The following is a 16,699-nucleotide window of genomic DNA, read 5'->3' as shown; positions in this document are numbered from 1 at the left end:
CCTGTTTTTTATTTTTAACTTGACAATCTATGCATCAGATGATATAATATCCATATAAATTATATATATATATATATATATTGTTTGATGTAATAGGGGGCTTTATATGAAAGAAAAAAGATTCAGATCGAGCAAACGTAATTTCATTCTGGCACTTGCTTTGCTTCTGATAACGAACATTCTTATGGCTATGATACTTTCAATGCTTGCCAAGAAAAACCTGCGTGAACAGATAGAGCAAAGAATGCTGGACATCTCAAATACTGCGGCATATATGCTCAACGGCGACGAGCTTGAAAAACTGCAAGCCTCAGATAAAGGCACAGAAAGCTATAACAAGGCACTTGATACCCTCAGAGCCTTTCAGGAAAACATAGAGCTTGATTATATATACAGCTTACGTGCCGAAGGCAATGGTTCCTTTACTTTTATTATCGACCCTGACACGGAAGACCCGGGCGAATTCGGTGAAAGCCTTGAAGCAACAGACGGCATGATAAGTGCTGCACAAGGTATTTCATCTGTTGATAAGAAATCTCATACCGATGAATGGGGCACATTCTACTCGGCATACAGTCCTGTTTTCAATTCTGAAGGCAAGGTAGCAGGCATCGTCGGAGTTGATTTCGCCGCAGAGTGGTATGACGGCAAGCTCAGCAATAACAGAGTCATATCCGTTGTTATACTCATGATCGCTATGACCATAGGTATAGTTCTCTCATTCATAATCATGTCTCAGAACAGAAAACGTTTCACAGCAATGCTCAAAGAGGTCGATCAGCTCGATCTGGCTACTCGTAGAATAAACGAGCAGCTTATGAATACCTGCATAAAGAAGCTGAATTTCCTGCCTGACAGCGAGAGCGAAGTGGTAAAAACTCTGGCAAACGGCGAAAAAGGCGGCGAGGCTCTGAGAGACGATTACGATGAAGTGACCACGAATCTCCGGGCTGTCTGCAAAAAGCTGGATAAATACGTAAATTATGTAGATGCAAATATGTATAAGGACGAGCTCACCAATACATACAACAAAGCCGCATACAAAAACACTATCAAGACTCTCGACGACAGGATAAAATCGGAGGGGATAGCTTTTTCCGTTGCATTCTTTGACTTAAACGGTCTTGAAAGCATAAATGCGCATTACGGCTTTGAAGCAGGCGACGTGCTCATGTTCCATTCTGCAAGGATACTCAAAAATGTATTCGGAAAAGAAAATGTATTCCGTGTTGCAGGTGATGAATTCATCGCTATAATGGAAGAAAAGAACCATATCCAGATGGGCCTGCTCTTTGAGCAGTTTGAGGAAGAGCTGAATACATTCAATGATTCAAAGAAGTCGGAGCATATCCTCGGCATCGCAAAGGGAACTTCTTCCTATACTCCCGAAGAGCACGAAAATTACCGTCATGTGTTCATCGAAGCAAGAAAAAATATGAAAAAAGACAAGGAACTCTATTATCAGAGAAAAAACAGCCTGTAATAAAAGGCGCACTTTACCGTGGTGCTTATATGAAAGTTTATAGTTTTTTATCGGGGAAGAGCCTTTCTGAGGAAAGGTTCTTCCCCGAACCCTTTTCCAAAGACTTTTATCTGATTTTTTCCGGATAGGGCGCGTATAGAAAATAAAAAAGACCTGTAATAAACAGGTCACGCCCTATCCGGGAAAAAATAAAAACAGAAGTTTTCGGGAGAGAGTTTGAGAGTGACTCCCCGCATTGCGGGGAGATGTAACATAGTGACAAGGGTACGAGCCTCCGTCATAGGGCTCCCTTTTTCAAAAGATGTTCTCTCAATAATCAGTACAAAAGCTTCTATATAAGTATTGCTGTCAGAGCCGGCTTTTTATGATTTTTTCTTGTTGAAGAACTGTCCAACTGCTTCGCTTCCGCAGAGCACGAAGAATACTGCGACTGTGAGTATGAGTGATGCAGCATAAAGAAGTATTGCAAGTCCTGAGCTGCCTTTATGCTGGTTTATCATAAAGAGTCCCGGGAAGAGCTGCACTACTCCGAAGAGCAGGAATGCAAAAGCAGTCAATGACTTGATGCCGCCTATTCCTGTAAGGAGAAGTAGGGACAGGAGTCCGACTCCGCCTGCAATATAGAGAGCTGAATTCTCGATTATCTTGCTTATGCCGCTGAGTCCGTCCTTGTATTCGAGGCCGAGCTGACCAGAGTAAAGCAGGAAGAACAGAACAGCTGCCACAACACCTAATAATGCAAGAACAATAGTTATCTTGAAGCCCTTTTGTGCTTCTTTCTGACGAGCTTCTTCTTTGAGGGCAAGCATCATCTGGAGACTTGCCTTTGAGTCTTTCTGTTCATAAGTGAGATTAGCAGAAGATCTTGCCTGTGATTTAGCACGTTCAAGGTCCTCATCAACATACTTTGGCTGATATTTCGGCGGCTCAGGCTCATCATCAAGTACAGGAGCAGATATGGGAGCTTCTGGCTGCTTGGGCGGCTCTTCCTTTTTCGGAGGAGGAGTATAATTGTCCTCGTCAAGTACAGGTGCACTTACCTGAACGGGCGGAGCAACTGCGCCGAGCTGAGTTCTTCTCATATCTATAATCTGCTGCTGTTTATCAGCAGGAAGTGCGTCAAAACGGGCTTTAAGCTCAGGTGTAAGACCTGCGATTATGTCATCGTCTGAAAGCACAAGTTTTTCGTGAGTATAAGGTGCACTGCTGTCATCGAGCACTGGCGCGGATACTCCTGTGGGAGCGCCCTTCTTCTCATATGCCTGATTATATGATGTATTATCGTCAAGTACAGGAGCAGATACGCCTGTTGGAGCACCCTTCTTCTCGTACGACTGACCGTATGCCATATTATCATCAAGTACAGGTGCTGATACGCCTGATGGAGCACCTCTTCTGCCGTCTGTCTGACCGTAGCCCATACTGTCATCAAGAACAGGAGCCGATATGCCTGTGGGTGCACCTTTTCTTGCTCCGTCAGAAACAAAGCTGTCCATATCGTCAAGTACAGGAGCAGCTACTCCTGTAGGGCCGTCCTTCTTCGCTGCGGGGGCTGCATATCCGAAATCATCAAGAACAGGAGCGGTAACGCCTGTAGGTCCTTCTTTTCTGGAAGCCTCGGGAGTATAGTTTATTTCCTCGGGAAGTCCTCCTGTGGGATTTTTTTCATCGTACATAATCAACACCTCGTTTAATGAGAATTAATAAAGTCGGAAATACTTATATCACTGCCGTTGGAAACTGTCGAATAATAGGACAGTACAATAGAAGCATCAACGGAGTCTATAAGATCATCGCCGTTAAGGTCGGCGAATCTTTTCTGTTCCGAAGTGAACGTGCCCTCTCCGTTTGCGGAGATACGTGCATATTCAGCAAGTATCATTGAAGCATCAACGGAATCTATGTGCTTATCGGCATTCAGGTCGCCGAGGGAATACGTTGGCAGCTTATATTCATACTGAGATATAGGATAATTTTTTTTGAATTCCTCTGAATTGTAGTCAGGGAACGAAAGTCCGTTGTCGTTTCTGGGAATATGGGTTATATTAGGGCTTACCGAGTCGAAATCGTCCGAGCCCTTCAAAAAGTAAAGGAAATAATGTCCGTTATATCTCAGATCCCATGTAGGGTCAAGGAGATAATACTTATCTTCGAGCTTTACTATGAGCCACACATGGTTCCCGTCGGGATTTGCGCCGCTTATATCGTGGGAGATACCTGCGATTACACGGCATGGTATACCCGAATCATTATACATCTTATACAGAAGCTGTGCAACACCCTGACATACTGCATCTCCGTTTATTATAGCGTTGTAAGCGGAATATATATACGGGTCGTCCATATTTGTGGAGTATGAGACCTTTTCCGTAACGTATTTATATATAGCTCTTATTTTATCGTAGGTAGACTTGTTTTCAAGTGAAAGAGAGGCAAGTACACGATCGACCTTATCATCAAGCATTGCTTCTTCTTCGGGAGTTGTATAGTATTCCACTTTATAGGTAAGACTGCCCGGATTATTTATAGAGACGCTGCATCCGTACTTTTTTACAGCAAAACGGAGGTAATCGCCTTCATCGCCGTTTCCTGTTTCTTCAAAAGCCTTGTATATCAGCGACTGAGATAAAGTTTCGGCTTCGGCTTTTGCTGTTTCCTTGTCGCTTGAGAATTTTACATTGTCTACAAATACAGTGAATTCAAGAGAACGGGCTTTGAGGTATTCACGCACCGTTGCAGCTGCTTCATCTAAAGATTCAGTGACATTATCTGAATATGATATGTCAGGTAATGAAGAAGATGCAGCCAGAGATACAGTCGGTATCATGCTGCCTGTAAGTACAATAACGGAAGAAACAGCAGCCAGTATTTTTAATGAAAACTTCATGTTATACCTCCTTTGCAAAGGAAGATCACTTCTTGCTTACATAATCGCTCAAAGTTTTGTTATCTGAGCTTATTGACTTGTATGCATAGTATGAAAGGATAATCGACGTATCAACAGAGTCGATATGACCGTTTTTATCAATATCAGCGGCAGTTTTCTGACCTGCCGAGAATATTCCGTATTTATCAGAGGTCGAAAGCCTTGCATATTCGGCAAGTACAGCAGAAGCGTCAACAGAATCTATGAGACCGTCATCGTTCACATCGCCGAAATCAAATGTTTTATCGTAAGAATACAGTGCTACGCCGTTTTGTTCAGCCAACTTGTTCAGGGACAGTCCTTGCTTTTCAACAGCTTGTTTATACTCTGCGGAACTGTCAAAATCGTTTACACCTTTCAGCAGGAACTTATTATCTCCGTCTCCTGAAATGAAATCCGATACAGGATCACATAGGTAATAGGTACCGTCAATGCATACTGCCGGAATGAAGTGAGAACCGAGTTTACCTGTCAGATCAATTGAGGTAAACATAACTTGTGAATCAATGCCTATTTCGGCAAGAGTGCGGATAAATAACTGTACAAAGCCGATGGAGTTTGCTTTTTTATTTACCAGTACCGAATAAGCCGAATAAAGTGAGAGATCATTTTTATCCTCTACGTGATCGACATTTTTCATAAGTTTTACAAAATAATCGTAACCCTTAGCGACTTTTTCTGCATCAGGAAGGTCTTTGTAATTTTCTCCCAATATAAGAGGCATTGCACTGACGAGTTTTTTTATTTGAGTGTCGAGCTCTGTTTCCTGATCGTATGTTGTCATATACGATAACTCAAAATCTATTTTGAATATATCATCATCAGCAGAGGTCTTGACATTGATATTGCGGACACCTAAAAAAAGATAGCTTCCCTCTTTGGGATCGCCTGTACTATCGAATATCTTTGTCAGGAGCATATCATCGTAATTACTTGCTTCGGCTACGTCTGCGCCTTTTAATGCTACCGTAAAACTCTCGACCCTGTTACGCATCTCACTGCGTATATATTTCAGCATTTCCTCATCGGAAGTGAATGTAGGAACCTTTACATTGTCATTGGCTGTGACTACAGCAGACGACGGAATATCCGTAAAAGCTGCGTTTACAGGAGCGGCTGAACATACAGCAAGAGAGGCTGTAAGAATTGCTGCAATTGTTTTTGTGAAAATCTTCATAAATGATCTCCCCTATATCTATTAATTATAAGAACAGCCGCCGAAGCGGCTGAACTTTGTATTTTCTTATCTTTCAAGTATCTGTGATCTGTCAGGACCGATACCTACCATGCTTACGTGACAGCCTACCAGCTCTTCGAGACGAGCGATATAGCTCTTGCAGTTTGCAGGAAGCTCGTCAAAGCTTGTGCACTTTGAGATATCCTCGGTAAATCCGGGGAATTCCTCATATATAGGCTGGCAGCCTTCGAGTTCTTCGAGTGTCGGCGGAAACTCCTTGATAATGCTTCCGTCGGGCTTCTTGTAAGCTACACACATTTTGAGTGTGTCGATATTAGCAAGAGTATCAAGCTTGTTGATAGCAAGGCTGTCAAGGCCGTTTACTCTTACAGAGTGACGGACGATAACTGCATCGAACCAGCCTGTTCTTCTTGGTCTGCCTGTAGTTGTACCGAACTCGCCGCCTACGTTTCTGATCTGATCGCCTGTAGCATCGTCAAGCTCTGTCGGGAATGGTCCCTTGCCTACACGGGTTGTATAAGCCTTTGCAACACCGATGATGTTTGTGATTACCTTAGGACCTACGCCTGTACCTACGCAAACGCCTGCTGAAAGCGGATGTGATGAAGTAACATAAGGATATGTACCGAAGTCGATATCGAGGAGAGTAGCCTGTGCACCCTCGAACATGATTGTCTTTCCTGCCTTGTGAGCCTCAAATGTGAGAACAGAAACATCGTCCATGTAAGGGAGGAGTCTCTTTCCGTACTCTGTATACTCCTTTGTAACAGCGTCAAGATCGAAAGCCTCACCGCCGTATACCTTAGTGATTATCTCATTTTTGAGTTTGCCTGTTGACTGTATCTTTTCAGCAAGTACTTCAGGGTGAACGAGATCGTACATACGTATGCCGCATCTCTCGTATTTATCCATATATGTAGGGCCGATGCCTCTCTTTGTAGTACCGATGTCCTTGCCGCCGCGGAATGCTTCGGAAAGACCGTCAAGAGCGATATGCCAAGGCATAACGATCTGAGCACGAGGGTCTACCTTGAGGTGACCGATTGTTTTTATACCTCTCGACTCAAGGCTGTCGAGTTCACCGATGAAGTCCTTAGGATCAAGAACTACACCTGCACCGATAAGGTTGAGAGCATTTGGGTAAAGTATACCCGATGGTACAAGGTGAAGCTTATATACTTCGCCGTTATTTACAACAGTGTGTCCTGCGTTGTTTCCGCCCTGTGAGCGAACTACAACATCTGCGCGGGAAGCAAGGATATCAATGATCTTGCCCTTTCCTTCGTCTCCCCATTGAGTTCCGACTACGATATTTGCAGGCATTTGTTTTCCTCTTTTCATAATATTTATTTGTGCAGACAGTTCTGCATCTGTCTATATGCACACTTACAATTAATTATATCACATTCTTTCGCAAAAAGCAACACTGCAAGTGAAAGATTTGTCAATACCGCAAAAAATGACAGATGTAGGTATCGGCTATCCGTCCCTTTCAATGCGTACGGATACCCTTTCGGGCGGTGAGGTTCAGCGTGTCAAGCTGGCAAGTCATCTGCAAAGCAGAGGCGAGATCTATGTCCTCGATGAGACCAGCACGTGGCTTCACGGCAAGGATATTAAAAAGCGCTCCCTGCTCTCCTGCGAAAGCTCGTAACGGGCGTTAATACGGTCATAATTGTAGAGCTTCGGCGGTTATTTCTCGAAAAGACTATAAAAAAGAAAGCAGGCTGCGTAATTTTTACGCAGCCTGCAATTAAGAACTATAAATACTTCTTTTAGGAGTCCCTTTTTCAGAAAGGGTTCCCCCGATAAATTAATATAAACTTCTATATGAGTTACCGCAGCTATGAATCAGCCTTATTTTATTGTTCTTCTTTTTTGATACCGAATATCATACGCAAAAAGCCTGATACGAACCTCGGACTCTTTATGACAACTATCTTCAAGATGTTATCCCTCCTTTGATGATATAATATATTATATTCATCAAAGGCTTTTTTGTTACTTGTTTGTTATTATTATAAGTGCAAGACCATTATTTATACGAAGCCTTGCTGTCCTTTCGGTGATCTCGTTGCTCACTCCTATGGGGAATGACTGCACCATACAGTAGTCCTCAAGAGGATACTTGACTCCTCGGAAATAGTCTATACCAAGACTTTCCGAAAGGGCGAATACAGATATATAAACGCCGTTTCCTCTGTTGCGGTAAACAACTTCGCCGTCATCAACTCCCTGTATCATAAGGTCACTTGCGCCGTACATATTAAGAGTGCAGCCCTGCTGATATGCGTATATCATAGTCTGGATATTGGCAAAGCTGTGCTCGAATCTGCTGCCGCCGATACCGCCGTACAGGTCTATATTTGAGTAGCCAAGCTCTATCGCGTGTTTTACCGCCATAAGAGTATCGGTATCGTCCTTGTCGGGAACACTCTGCAATATCTCGATACCCGACGGCAGCTCGTCCGTATAGGAATCAAAATCGCCTACGATTATATTTGGCACTATCCCAAGCCTTTTTGCGTGATTATAACCGCAGTCCGCACATATGACGAGGTCTGTTTCTTCCAGCATTTTAAGAAGCCATTCAGTAGACTTTTCAGGCACATCTCCGCCTGCAAAAATTGCACATTTTTTCATTTTAATTCCCACTCCTTCAGCTGTTTAGCCTCTTCATACATAGTTTTATAGCTTTCATGGCGGCTTTTCGATATCTCGCCGCTCTCCACCGCTTCTACTACCGCACAGCCCTTTTCGCAGATATGTGCACAGTCCCTGAAACGGCACTTATCGGTAAGCCCCTCAAATTCACGGAAGCAGCCTGCAAGCTCTTCCTTGCGGATTATATCGTATCTGTTTGTCTCGAAAGTTGAAAATCCAGGGGTATCAGCTATATAACCGCCGCCGCTGAGCTTATAAAGCTCCGCATGGCGTGTAGTATGTCTGCCTCTGCCCAGCTTTTTGCTTATCTCGCCTGTTGCGATATTCAGCGTAGGATCGACCGCATTCAGCAGCGTTGATTTTCCTGCGCCTGAATTGCCTGTAAACGCACTTATCTTCCCTGTAAGAAGCTGTCTTACAGCTTCAACGGAAGTTTCGTCATCATACTTCACCTCAACTACATCAATGCCGATGCCGCCGTATACCTCATGTATGGGACTGCTGTCGCCGAGGTCGGTCTTTGTGATGACCACAACGGGGGTTATGCCCTTATACTCAGCTATAGCAATAAACTTGTCAAGTATGAGATAATTAGGTGCAGGCTCGCAGGTAGAGACTATAAATATAAGCTGGTCAAGGTTTGCAAGTGGAGGTCTTATGATACAGTTTTTTCGTTCAGCTATCTCGGTTATCACGCCGTCACGGGCGGTAACTCTGTCGCCGACACAGGGACTGATACCCCTGTTGCGGAAAACACCTCTCGCCTTGCACTCATATATACCGTCAGGGGACTCTACACTGTAGAGTCCCCCTAAGCATTTTATAATTATTCCGCTGTTACTATCTTTCATCAATAGAAACGCCAAGTATTACCGGGGCCTTCCCAGTCGCCGTTTACGTACTCCTCATAAGGAATCCAGTTCTGGTTTTCATCGTAAATACCGTTTAATCCTGGCTGCCTTCCATTATCCTGTGAAGTAGGCTGAGTCTCTGTAGGCTGCTGCTGAGCCTCTGTAGGCTTAGGAGCTTCTGTCGGAGCCTCTGTTTCAGGCTGCTTGAAGCCGCCTACTGCATTGAATGCGCCCCATATATCCTCGGATACTGTTGAATAGGAATTCGTTGAGAAGTCGAAGTTATATGTTCCGAGAGGAGTTCTCTGTGAAGTGCTCATATTGTAAAGGTAAGCCTTTACTTCAACGCCCTTGCCCGAACCGTCGATGGATACTGATGCTGTTGACATACCGGGGCAAATGATAAGACCTGTTGTTTCAGCCTTTGAATGACCCTTTTCGTCTGTAAGGATAAAGTCGATGCTGAATCTTCCCTCTGCATCGCTTGGAAGCGGGATATCAATGTTTACCTTACCGTCAGGGATAGTACCGTCGCTGACATAGAGAGTAATTGTAGAACCACCCTCTACCTTTGTACCCTTTTCAGGATCCTGCTTGAATACTACGTCCTTCTTCTCGTATGAAGGCTCTGAAACTGTCTCGACCTTGAGGTTCTTATATCCTGCCTTGATAACAGCGTCATCAATGCTCATATGTGTATAGTCCTCAAGCTCGAACTGCTCTGCATTTGCACCCATACTTACATAGAGAACAACTGTAGAACCCTTATATACTTCCGTACCCTCTTCAGGCTCGGATTTGATTACATAGTTCGGATTAACATTAGCGTCCGAACGTTTGATTATCTTACATTCAAGTCCTCTGTCCTTGAGCTGTAACTTCGCAAGGTCGGCGTTTATTCCTGCAACATGAGGAACATCAACAGTCTCCATGCCCTTACTGATAGTTACCTTGCAGACATCGCCCTTCTTGAATACTGAGCCTGCTTCGATGCTCTGCTTTATAATGCAGTTTTCATCTGCTTCGTTATACTCAGAGCCTTCGATCTGGAACTTGATGCTGTTGCCCCACTTCTGTTCTGCCTGATAGTAGTCCATACCATAGAGCTCAGGCATCTTGTTGCCGCCTCTGTTAGCATTGTTTGTAATAAGGTTGCGCAGCATTGTTACAACGAAGAATACTGCAACTATGATAACAACAACTACTACAGCGGTAAGAACAGGAACTACCAGTGAAGAACGCTCTTCTTCCTCCTCGTCGTCTTCATCGTCATCATAGCCGCCGTTATTGTTATAGTTATTGGTATAAGCGTCATTATATCTCTGTGAAACAGAGCTTCCGCCTGCGCCTGCACCTCTGCCGCCTGCTGACATTGCAGCAGCTGCTCCTGCATAAGCAGGTGCGCCCATTGCTGAAGAAGTCGCAGCCTTTGCAGCGTAGGCACTTGCTACATCCTGTCTGCTCTCTGACTGGACATTATTCTCAACTGAAGGATCGAGCATATCCTGCTCGCTCTCGTCACCCTCCTCGGCATAGTAACCGAAGGTGATGTGAGGATCAGCTTTGAATGCTTCGATATCGCTTATCATCTCGGCAGTTGTCTGATATCTGTCCTCGGGAGCCTTTTCCATAGCTCTGAGAACTATCTCTTCAAGACCGTCAGGAATATCAGGATTTATCTGTCTTGGACGCTCGGGGATATCGTGCATATGCATAACTGCGATAGCAACGGGGTTATCGCTGTCGAATGGCTTTCTTCCTGTGAGCATCTCGTACATCATAGCGCCTACAGAGTAGATATCGCTCTTAGCGTCTGTAACGTTGCCGCTTGCCTGCTCGGGGCTGATATAGTGAACGCTTCCGATAGCCTGATCTGTAGCAGTCTTGCCCTCCTCACGGGCAAACTTGGCAATACCGAAGTCCATGACCTTTATAGTGCCGTCAGTGAACATCATAATGTTCTGCGGCTTGATATCGCGGTGGACTATACCCTTGTCATGAGCGTGCTGAAGAGCACGGAGTATCTGTATAACGAAATGAACTGTATCCTTCCATGAAAGGACTCTTTCCTCTTCGATATATTCTTTAAGTGTGATACCGTCGATATACTCCATAACGATATACTGTATCTTTTCAGAGAAACCTACATCATATATCTTTACGATATTAGGATGAGAAAGAACTGCTATCGCTTTTGATTCATTTCTGAAACGGCGCAGGAACTCTTCATTTTCTGCAAATTCCTTTTTCAGTATTTTTATTGCTACCGTTTTGTTGTCAATAACATCAACGCCCTTGTAGACCTCAGCCATACCTCCGACGCCGATAAGCTCGGTTATCTCATATCTTCCGTCGAGCTTTTTGCCAATGTTTTTATCCATTTCCTTTCCTCCTGCGTTAGTCAGAAATTACCGCAACAGTTACATTGTCACGGCCGCCCTTTGCGAGAGCTAATTTAATAAGTTCGTCTGCAACATCATCAAAATCAGAGTTTAGTATGACGCTGTATATTTCATCGTCGCTGCAATACCCCGAAAGTCCGTCCGAGCAAAGCAGCAGGCTGATCTTATCCTCATAATCAAGCATAAATGTATCTGTAAGCACGGTTTTTTCTACGCCTACCGCTCGAACGAGCATATGCTTCTGAGGATGTACCTCCATTTCCTCCTCGGTGATCTTGCCCTGTTCAAAGAGTAGAGCGGCTACGTTATGATCTGTAGTGATCCTGACGAGCCCCGTATCCGTTATAAGATACGCTCTGCTGTCACCGACATTGGCTATGAAAGCTGTTTTCTTGTTGACGAAGGCAGCCACACAGGTCGTTCCCATGCCAAAATTCTTGAAATCGAACCGTGCCCGTGTATATATCACGGAATTAGCTGCCGAGATCGAGGAGATAAGGAGTTTACGGATCTCTTCATCGCTCAGACTCTCTTTGTAATCCGCCGAAAAACGCTGGAAGAATTCTTCTATTGCAAGCTCGCTGGCTTCCTTGCCTGCCCGCTCGCCTCCCATACCGTCACATACCACGGCGAGAACATTATGGCCGAAATATTCGCATCTCACCGCGTCCTGATTTTCCTCGCGCATGAGACCGATATCCGTGCCAAAGCGAAATCTCAAGTATCCGCACCCCCATTCTTTTCATTCTGCTGTGCAGCGTCACGCCTTAGCTGACCACACGCTGCTTCGATATCGCTGCCGAGAGTTCTTCTTACGGTAGCGTTTATCCCCCGCCTGCCAAGCTGTTTTGCGAATTCCGCAACGCCTGAGCGGGCTGTATGATAATTTCGTTCCCTTACCTTATTGACAGGGATAAGGTTAACATGGCAGTTCATTCCTCTCAGCAGCTTTGCCAGCTTATCGGCATCTGCGGACGAGGAATTAACATCGTCGATAACAGCGTATTCAAAGGTGACACGCCGTCCTGTCTTATCAATATAATATCTGCAAGCCTCAATAAGGCTCGGAAGATCGTACTTTTTATTGACGGGCATTATCTCGCTTCGCCCCTCGTTATCCGCACAGTGAAGTGATACCGAAAGGGTAAGCTGAAGCTTCATATCCGCCAGCTCATAAATACGCGGCACTATGCCGCAGGTAGATAATGATACGTGACGAAGACTCATATCATTGCCGCCTTTATGAGACAGCAGATGCAGGAACTTCATAACGTTGTCAAAATTGTCAAGGGGTTCACCGATGCCCATGAGCACCACTCCCGAAACACTTTTGCCCGAATCGCGTTCAGCCTCATAGATCTGCATTAAGATCTCCGAGGCAGTAAGACTTCTGACATAGCCTGCTATAGTTGAAGCGCAGAAGTTGCACCCCATTTTACAGCCCACCTGAGTTGACACGCAGATGCTGTAGCCATAGCTGTATTCCATGAGAACAGTCTCGACGAAATTGCCGTCAGAAAGCCTATAAAGATATTTTACCGTATTATCTATAGCAGATTCAAGCCTTTTCTGCACAAATAGTCTATTTATACAAAAAATTTCATTCAGGCTGCGGCGTAATTGGACAGATATATCAGTCATTTTGTCGAAATCAAGGACTCTTTTCACGTGCAGCCACTGAAATATCTGCTTTGCACGGAATTTCTTCTCGCCGATGCTTGTCAGTATCTCTGCAAGCTCGTCAAGATCAAGACTGAGAATATCAATTTTTTCCAATTTATCACCTTACTTTTTCCTGAATTTCGCAATAAAGAAACCGCTGCCGAATTTCGGCGGCATAAGCGTAGCCATAGTGCCGAAATTTTCTTCCATCATCTCAGGAAGCTCCACTGCTTCCAGCTCAGGGTGTTCACTGAGAAGTCTTTTGCAGACCTCTTCATTTTCGGCTCTGCGCACTGTACAGGTGGAGTATACGAGAGTACCTCCCGCTTCCAGATAGTTCAGCGCGTTGCACACTATTTTATATTGTATATCGGGGAGCCCCGCAAAATCCGAGATATTCTTGTACTTTATCTCTGGCTTGCTGCCGATGACTCCCAGTCCCGAACACGGGACATCACAGAGAATCTTGGTAAATTTAGGCAGTTGAGGATTGAACACTGTCGCGTCCCCTGCCGCCGCTTTTATATTGGTGAGACCGAGCCTCTCCGCACCCTTGCGTATGAGCTCGGCACGTTTTTCGTGAAGATCAAAGGCGTATATCTCACCTTTACCGTTCATCAGTTCCGCCATAGTGAAGGTCTTTCCGCCGGGAGCTGCGCATATATCAAGGACTCTGTCCTGCTCCGTTGGAGCAAGGGTCTCGCAGCAAAGCTGCGAGGCAAGTCCCTGAACATGGAAAAAACCTTTTCTGAAAGCCTCCGAAGCTGTTAAGTCACCGCTTTCCACGGTGTAGCAGCAATCTTTCAGCTTTTCTGCTTTTATGCAGCAAAGTGCAGCAAGAAATTCTTCTTCACTACATATTAACGCATTTCTGCGCAGATATGTGACACTTTTTTCAAGAGAATTTTTCAGAAATTCTTCTGCTTTTTCTGCACCGTAATCGTCAGTGAAGCTTTTCACCAGTCCCACAGGTGCGGAATACTTCACAGACATTGCTTCAACGCTGTTTTTCGGCAGCTTTATTTCCTTGCCGCTGCGGATAAAGCTTCGCAGTACTGCATTGACCATGCCAGAAGCACTTGTCTTGCGGAATTTCTTGGCAAGTGCAACGCTTTCGTTTACGGCTGCATTATCGGGAATGCTGTCCATATACATTATCTGGTATATACCGCAGCGCAGTATATTAAGGATAATGCTGTCAAGCTTTGCAATGGGACGGGAGCTGAGTCCGCCGATTATATGGTCGAGAGTCAGCCTGCGCTCTATAACTCCGTAGTAAACAGCCGAGCACAGCTTCTTTCCCCTGTCGTCAAGGTCAGAGGCTTTAAGACCGCTGTCAAGCTGCAAATTCGAGTAACTTCCGCTGCTGAAGGTCTTATCGAGAAGCTTTACAGCAAGATATCTCGGGTCTGTCATTATCTTCTTCTTACAGATGCAAGAAGTCTGAGAAGCTGGATAATTGATGTTACAAGAGCTGCAACGTATGTCATAGCAGCTGCTGTGAGCACCTTCTTTGCCTTCGGAACTTCACCAAGTTCAAGTATGCCGTCATTCTCAAGAGTCTTTAAAGCTCTGTCGCTTGCATTGAACTCACATGGCAGAGTAACAAGCTGGAAAAGCACTACTGCTGCAAACATTGCGATAGCTACATAGATAAGAGTTGTACCAACAGCCATCTGGCTGAGGAATACACCTATGATCAGTACAAAATACCAAAAATTTGAACAGATATTTGTTATTGGAACTATCTTGCTTCTGATTACTATAGGAGTGTAGTTCTCAGCATGCTGACAGGCATGACCGCATTCATGAGCAGCTACGCCGATAGCAGCAACAGATGTATTGCCGTAACATGAATCTGAAAGTCTTACAACATTTGCCCTTGGATCATAGTGGTCGCTGAGATTGCCTTTGATATGCTCGATGCCAACGTGAGTAAGACCATTTGCATCAAGTATCCTTCTTGCAACTTCATCAGCAGTAAGTCCTCTTGAATTGCTTACCTTGCTGTACTTACTGAAAGTTGTCATTACGTTTATCTGCGCGATGATAGGCAGCAGGATCATTATTAAAAGCAATAAGATATCCATATTTTCCTCCTTAACCGAGTTTCTCTCCCTCAGTCAGCTTCTTGCCTCTGAGGAAATCCTCTGTGTTCATACGTTTTTTGCCCTCAGGCTGAACTTCGCGGAATATTACCGCCCCGCCGTCGCCGCACTTTACTGCAAAACTCTTTGTATCGACAACTGCACCGTTTTCAGCATTCGGGTACTTTTTATCTGAAAGCTCTGATCTGAACACCTTCAGGCGTTTACCTTCAAGCATTGCAAATCCGGTAACTCCGCGGATAGTATTGTGTATATCCGCAGCGGACTTTGAGAAGTCCAGCGCACTCATTTCCTTGCGTATCATAGGTGAGTAGCAGCTGAGACTGTCGTCCTGAACTTCCGGGTGAAGATTGCCGCTTTCGATAGCTTTTATTGTCTCTGCAAGAACTTCACCGCCCATATCGGAAAGTCTCGCATAAAGCTCCTCATAGGTCTCATTTTCGCCTATTTCGGTGCTTTTCTTGATGAGCATATCGCCTGTATCAAGTCCCTCGCTCATCTGCATGGAAGTAACACCTGTCTCCTTTTCGCCGTTTAGTATTACCCAGTTGATAGGAGCTGCGCCCCTGTATTTCGGCAAAAGTGAAGCGTGTATGTTCACACAGCCATACTTTGGAAGTTCAAGGACTTCCTTAGGAAGTATCTGACCGTAAGCGGTAACGACTATGAGCTCGGGAGCTATGTCGCGGAGTATCTTCATAGCCTCCTCTGCGTCATCGCCCTTTCTCAGTGAAAGGGGCTGATATACAGGGATATCGTACTCCTCGGCAGCTGCCTTTACAGGTGTGGGGATAAGCTTATATCCTCTGCCCTTGGGCTTGTCGGGCTGCGTGAACACCGCTGCTACCTCATGTCCGCTCTCTGAAAGAGTACGCAGGCAGGGTACAGCAAAATCAGGTGTTCCCATAAATACTATTTTCATTTTTTAGGCTCCTCTGGTACAAAGAATTCTTCGACTATTTCTGTGAATATATGACCGTCAAGGTGGTCGTTCTCATGGCATGTACACTGTGCGCCGAGCTCTGTGAAATCGCGCTCGAACCAGTTTCCGTTCCTGTCCTGAGCTTTCAGGTGACAGCTCATAGGTCTTGTAACATAGCCCCATACATTCGGGCATGAAAGACAGCCCTCCTGCACACGCTGTTTACCCTCTTTTTTGGTAACTTCGGGATTTATAGCCTCCACGATATCATTTTCATCAAGATGCATGATGAATATTCTTCTGCATATGCCTATCTGCGGAGCTGCAAGACCAACGCCCTCAGCCTTGTCGAGAGTCTCATGCATATCATCGAGAAGCTGCGCAAGCTTTTCGTCAAACTTATCCACAGGCTTGCAAACCTTGTGGAGTACCTCGTCCTTATCGGTTAAAATTCTTCTAAGTGCCATTTTATCCTATCCTTTT

At 44.9% G+C, this 16,699-nt stretch carries 16 protein-coding genes; 2 read left to right on the top strand and 14 right to left on the bottom strand.

All coding sequences use genetic code 11. The features are described 5' to 3' along the window. Nucleotides 1-106 precede the first annotated feature (106 nt). On the top strand, nt 107-1,483 hold the full coding sequence (locus L870_RS0113780; RefSeq protein WP_028518645.1) for a diguanylate cyclase domain-containing protein: 1,377 nt from the start codon (nt 107-109) through the stop codon (nt 1,481-1,483). A gap of 362 nt (nt 1,484-1,845) precedes the next feature. On the opposite strand, the gene L870_RS0113775 is transcribed toward L870_RS0113780, so the two are convergent. The 4 genes from L870_RS0113775 to L870_RS0113760 all read right to left on the bottom strand — a co-directional run bounded on the left by L870_RS0113775 (nt 1,846) and on the right by L870_RS0113760 (nt 6,930). After that, entirely contained in the window at nt 1,846-3,159 is a 1,314-nt protein-coding gene (locus L870_RS0113775) for a hypothetical protein (protein WP_028518644.1), read from the bottom strand. A 14-nt stretch (nt 3,160-3,173) separates the two neighbouring features. Then, nucleotides 3,174-4,370, bottom strand: a complete 1,197-nt coding sequence (locus tag L870_RS0113770; RefSeq protein WP_028518643.1) for a transglutaminase domain-containing protein — start codon at nt 4,368-4,370, stop codon at nt 3,174-3,176. A gap of 25 nt (nt 4,371-4,395) precedes the next feature. Further along, complete coding sequence (locus L870_RS0113765) at nt 4,396-5,586, bottom strand: dockerin type I domain-containing protein (protein ID WP_028518642.1); 1,191 nt, start codon at nt 5,584-5,586, stop codon at nt 4,396-4,398. Between the two features lie 66 nt (nt 5,587-5,652). Continuing rightward, nucleotides 5,653-6,930 carry an adenylosuccinate synthase gene (locus tag L870_RS0113760; protein WP_028518641.1) on the bottom strand — a complete coding sequence of 426 codons (1,278 nt, stop codon included), beginning with the start codon at nt 6,928-6,930 and terminating at the stop codon, nt 5,653-5,655. A gap of 109 nt (nt 6,931-7,039) precedes the next feature. Here L870_RS0113760 and L870_RS19545 point away from each other — a divergent pair, with 109 nt between their 5' ends. Then, the gene (locus tag L870_RS19545) at nt 7,040-7,261 is read left to right on the top strand and encodes an ATP-binding cassette domain-containing protein (RefSeq protein ID WP_162148452.1); all 222 of its coding nucleotides are present in this window, start codon (nt 7,040-7,042) and stop codon (nt 7,259-7,261) included. A 208-nt stretch (nt 7,262-7,469) separates the two neighbouring features. Here the strand turns inward: L870_RS19545 and spoVM are convergent, their stop codons facing one another. From spoVM to def, 10 genes are read right to left on the bottom strand one after another with little or no spacing between them, the layout of a single operon-like run. Next, nucleotides 7,470-7,553, bottom strand: coding sequence for a stage V sporulation protein SpoVM (gene spoVM / locus L870_RS20165; protein ID WP_423752174.1), 84 nt, complete (start codon nt 7,551-7,553; stop codon nt 7,470-7,472). 55 nt (nt 7,554-7,608) lie between these two features. After that, nucleotides 7,609-8,250, bottom strand: a complete 642-nt coding sequence (locus tag L870_RS0113750; RefSeq protein WP_037272409.1) for a thiamine diphosphokinase — start codon at nt 8,248-8,250, stop codon at nt 7,609-7,611. After that, the gene (rsgA, locus tag L870_RS0113745) at nt 8,247-9,122 is read right to left on the bottom strand and encodes a ribosome small subunit-dependent GTPase A (RefSeq protein ID WP_028518638.1); all 876 of its coding nucleotides are present in this window, start codon (nt 9,120-9,122) and stop codon (nt 8,247-8,249) included. The genes L870_RS0113750 and rsgA overlap by 4 nt, the downstream gene beginning before the upstream one ends. Then, nucleotides 9,122-11,503 (bottom strand): Stk1 family PASTA domain-containing Ser/Thr kinase, encoded by a 2,382-nt coding sequence (gene pknB, locus L870_RS17795; protein ID WP_051411577.1) that lies wholly within the window; start codon nt 11,501-11,503, stop codon nt 9,122-9,124. The genes rsgA and pknB overlap by 1 nt, the downstream gene beginning before the upstream one ends. A 16-nt stretch (nt 11,504-11,519) precedes the next feature. After that, entirely contained in the window at nt 11,520-12,245 is a 726-nt protein-coding gene (locus tag L870_RS0113735) for a Stp1/IreP family PP2C-type Ser/Thr phosphatase (protein WP_028518637.1), read from the bottom strand. Next, the gene (rlmN, locus tag L870_RS17790) at nt 12,242-13,300 is read right to left on the bottom strand and encodes a dual-specificity RNA methyltransferase RlmN (RefSeq protein ID WP_037272406.1); all 1,059 of its coding nucleotides are present in this window, start codon (nt 13,298-13,300) and stop codon (nt 12,242-12,244) included. The genes L870_RS0113735 and rlmN overlap by 4 nt, the downstream gene beginning before the upstream one ends. 9 nt (nt 13,301-13,309) lie before the next feature. Beyond that, nucleotides 13,310-14,602, bottom strand: a complete 1,293-nt coding sequence (gene rsmB, locus L870_RS0113725) for a 16S rRNA (cytosine(967)-C(5))-methyltransferase RsmB (protein ID WP_028518636.1) — start codon at nt 14,600-14,602, stop codon at nt 13,310-13,312. Beyond that, on the bottom strand, nt 14,602-15,276 hold the full coding sequence (locus tag L870_RS0113720) for a zinc metallopeptidase (RefSeq protein WP_028518635.1): 675 nt from the start codon (nt 15,274-15,276) through the stop codon (nt 14,602-14,604). The genes rsmB and L870_RS0113720 overlap by 1 nt, the downstream gene beginning before the upstream one ends. A gap of 10 nt (nt 15,277-15,286) precedes the next feature. Continuing rightward, nucleotides 15,287-16,216 carry a methionyl-tRNA formyltransferase gene (gene fmt, locus L870_RS0113715; RefSeq protein WP_028518634.1) on the bottom strand — a complete coding sequence of 310 codons (930 nt, stop codon included), beginning with the start codon at nt 16,214-16,216 and terminating at the stop codon, nt 15,287-15,289. Beyond that, on the bottom strand, nt 16,213-16,683 hold the full coding sequence (def, locus tag L870_RS0113710; protein ID WP_028518633.1) for a peptide deformylase: 471 nt from the start codon (nt 16,681-16,683) through the stop codon (nt 16,213-16,215). The genes fmt and def overlap by 4 nt, the downstream gene beginning before the upstream one ends. Nucleotides 16,684-16,699 lie beyond the last annotated feature (16 nt).

The sequence above is a fragment of the Ruminococcus flavefaciens ATCC 19208 genome (genome assembly GCF_000518765.1).
Taxonomy (GTDB): Bacteria; Bacillota; Clostridia; order Oscillospirales; family Ruminococcaceae; genus Ruminococcus; species Ruminococcus flavefaciens.
This window is presented reverse-complemented; position numbering and strand designations above follow the sequence as displayed.

Coding starts and splice junctions, on each gene's coding strand:
- L870_RS0113780 (WP_028518645.1), top strand. CDS start 107: ATGAAAGAAAAAAGATTCAGATCGAGCAAACGTAATTTCATTCTGGCA.
- fmt (WP_028518634.1), bottom strand. CDS start 16,216: ATGAAAATAGTATTTATGGGAACACCTGATTTTGCTGTACCCTGCCTG.
- L870_RS0113770 (WP_028518643.1), bottom strand. CDS start 4,370: ATGAAGTTTTCATTAAAAATACTGGCTGCTGTTTCTTCCGTTATTGTA.
- rsgA (WP_028518638.1), bottom strand. CDS start 9,122: ATGAAAGATAGTAACAGCGGAATAATTATAAAATGCTTAGGGGGACTC.
- def (WP_028518633.1), bottom strand. CDS start 16,683: ATGGCACTTAGAAGAATTTTAACCGATAAGGACGAGGTACTCCACAAG.
- L870_RS0113720 (WP_028518635.1), bottom strand. CDS start 15,276: ATGGATATCTTATTGCTTTTAATAATGATCCTGCTGCCTATCATCGCG.
- L870_RS0113760 (WP_028518641.1), bottom strand. CDS start 6,930: ATGCCTGCAAATATCGTAGTCGGAACTCAATGGGGAGACGAAGGAAAG.
- L870_RS0113765 (WP_028518642.1), bottom strand. CDS start 5,586: ATGAAGATTTTCACAAAAACAATTGCAGCAATTCTTACAGCCTCTCTT.
- rsmB (WP_028518636.1), bottom strand. CDS start 14,602: ATGACAGACCCGAGATATCTTGCTGTAAAGCTTCTCGATAAGACCTTC.
- pknB (WP_051411577.1), bottom strand. CDS start 11,503: ATGGATAAAAACATTGGCAAAAAGCTCGACGGAAGATATGAGATAACC.
- L870_RS0113750 (WP_037272409.1), bottom strand. CDS start 8,250: ATGAAAAAATGTGCAATTTTTGCAGGCGGAGATGTGCCTGAAAAGTCT.
- L870_RS0113775 (WP_028518644.1), bottom strand. CDS start 3,159: ATGTACGATGAAAAAAATCCCACAGGAGGACTTCCCGAGGAAATAAAC.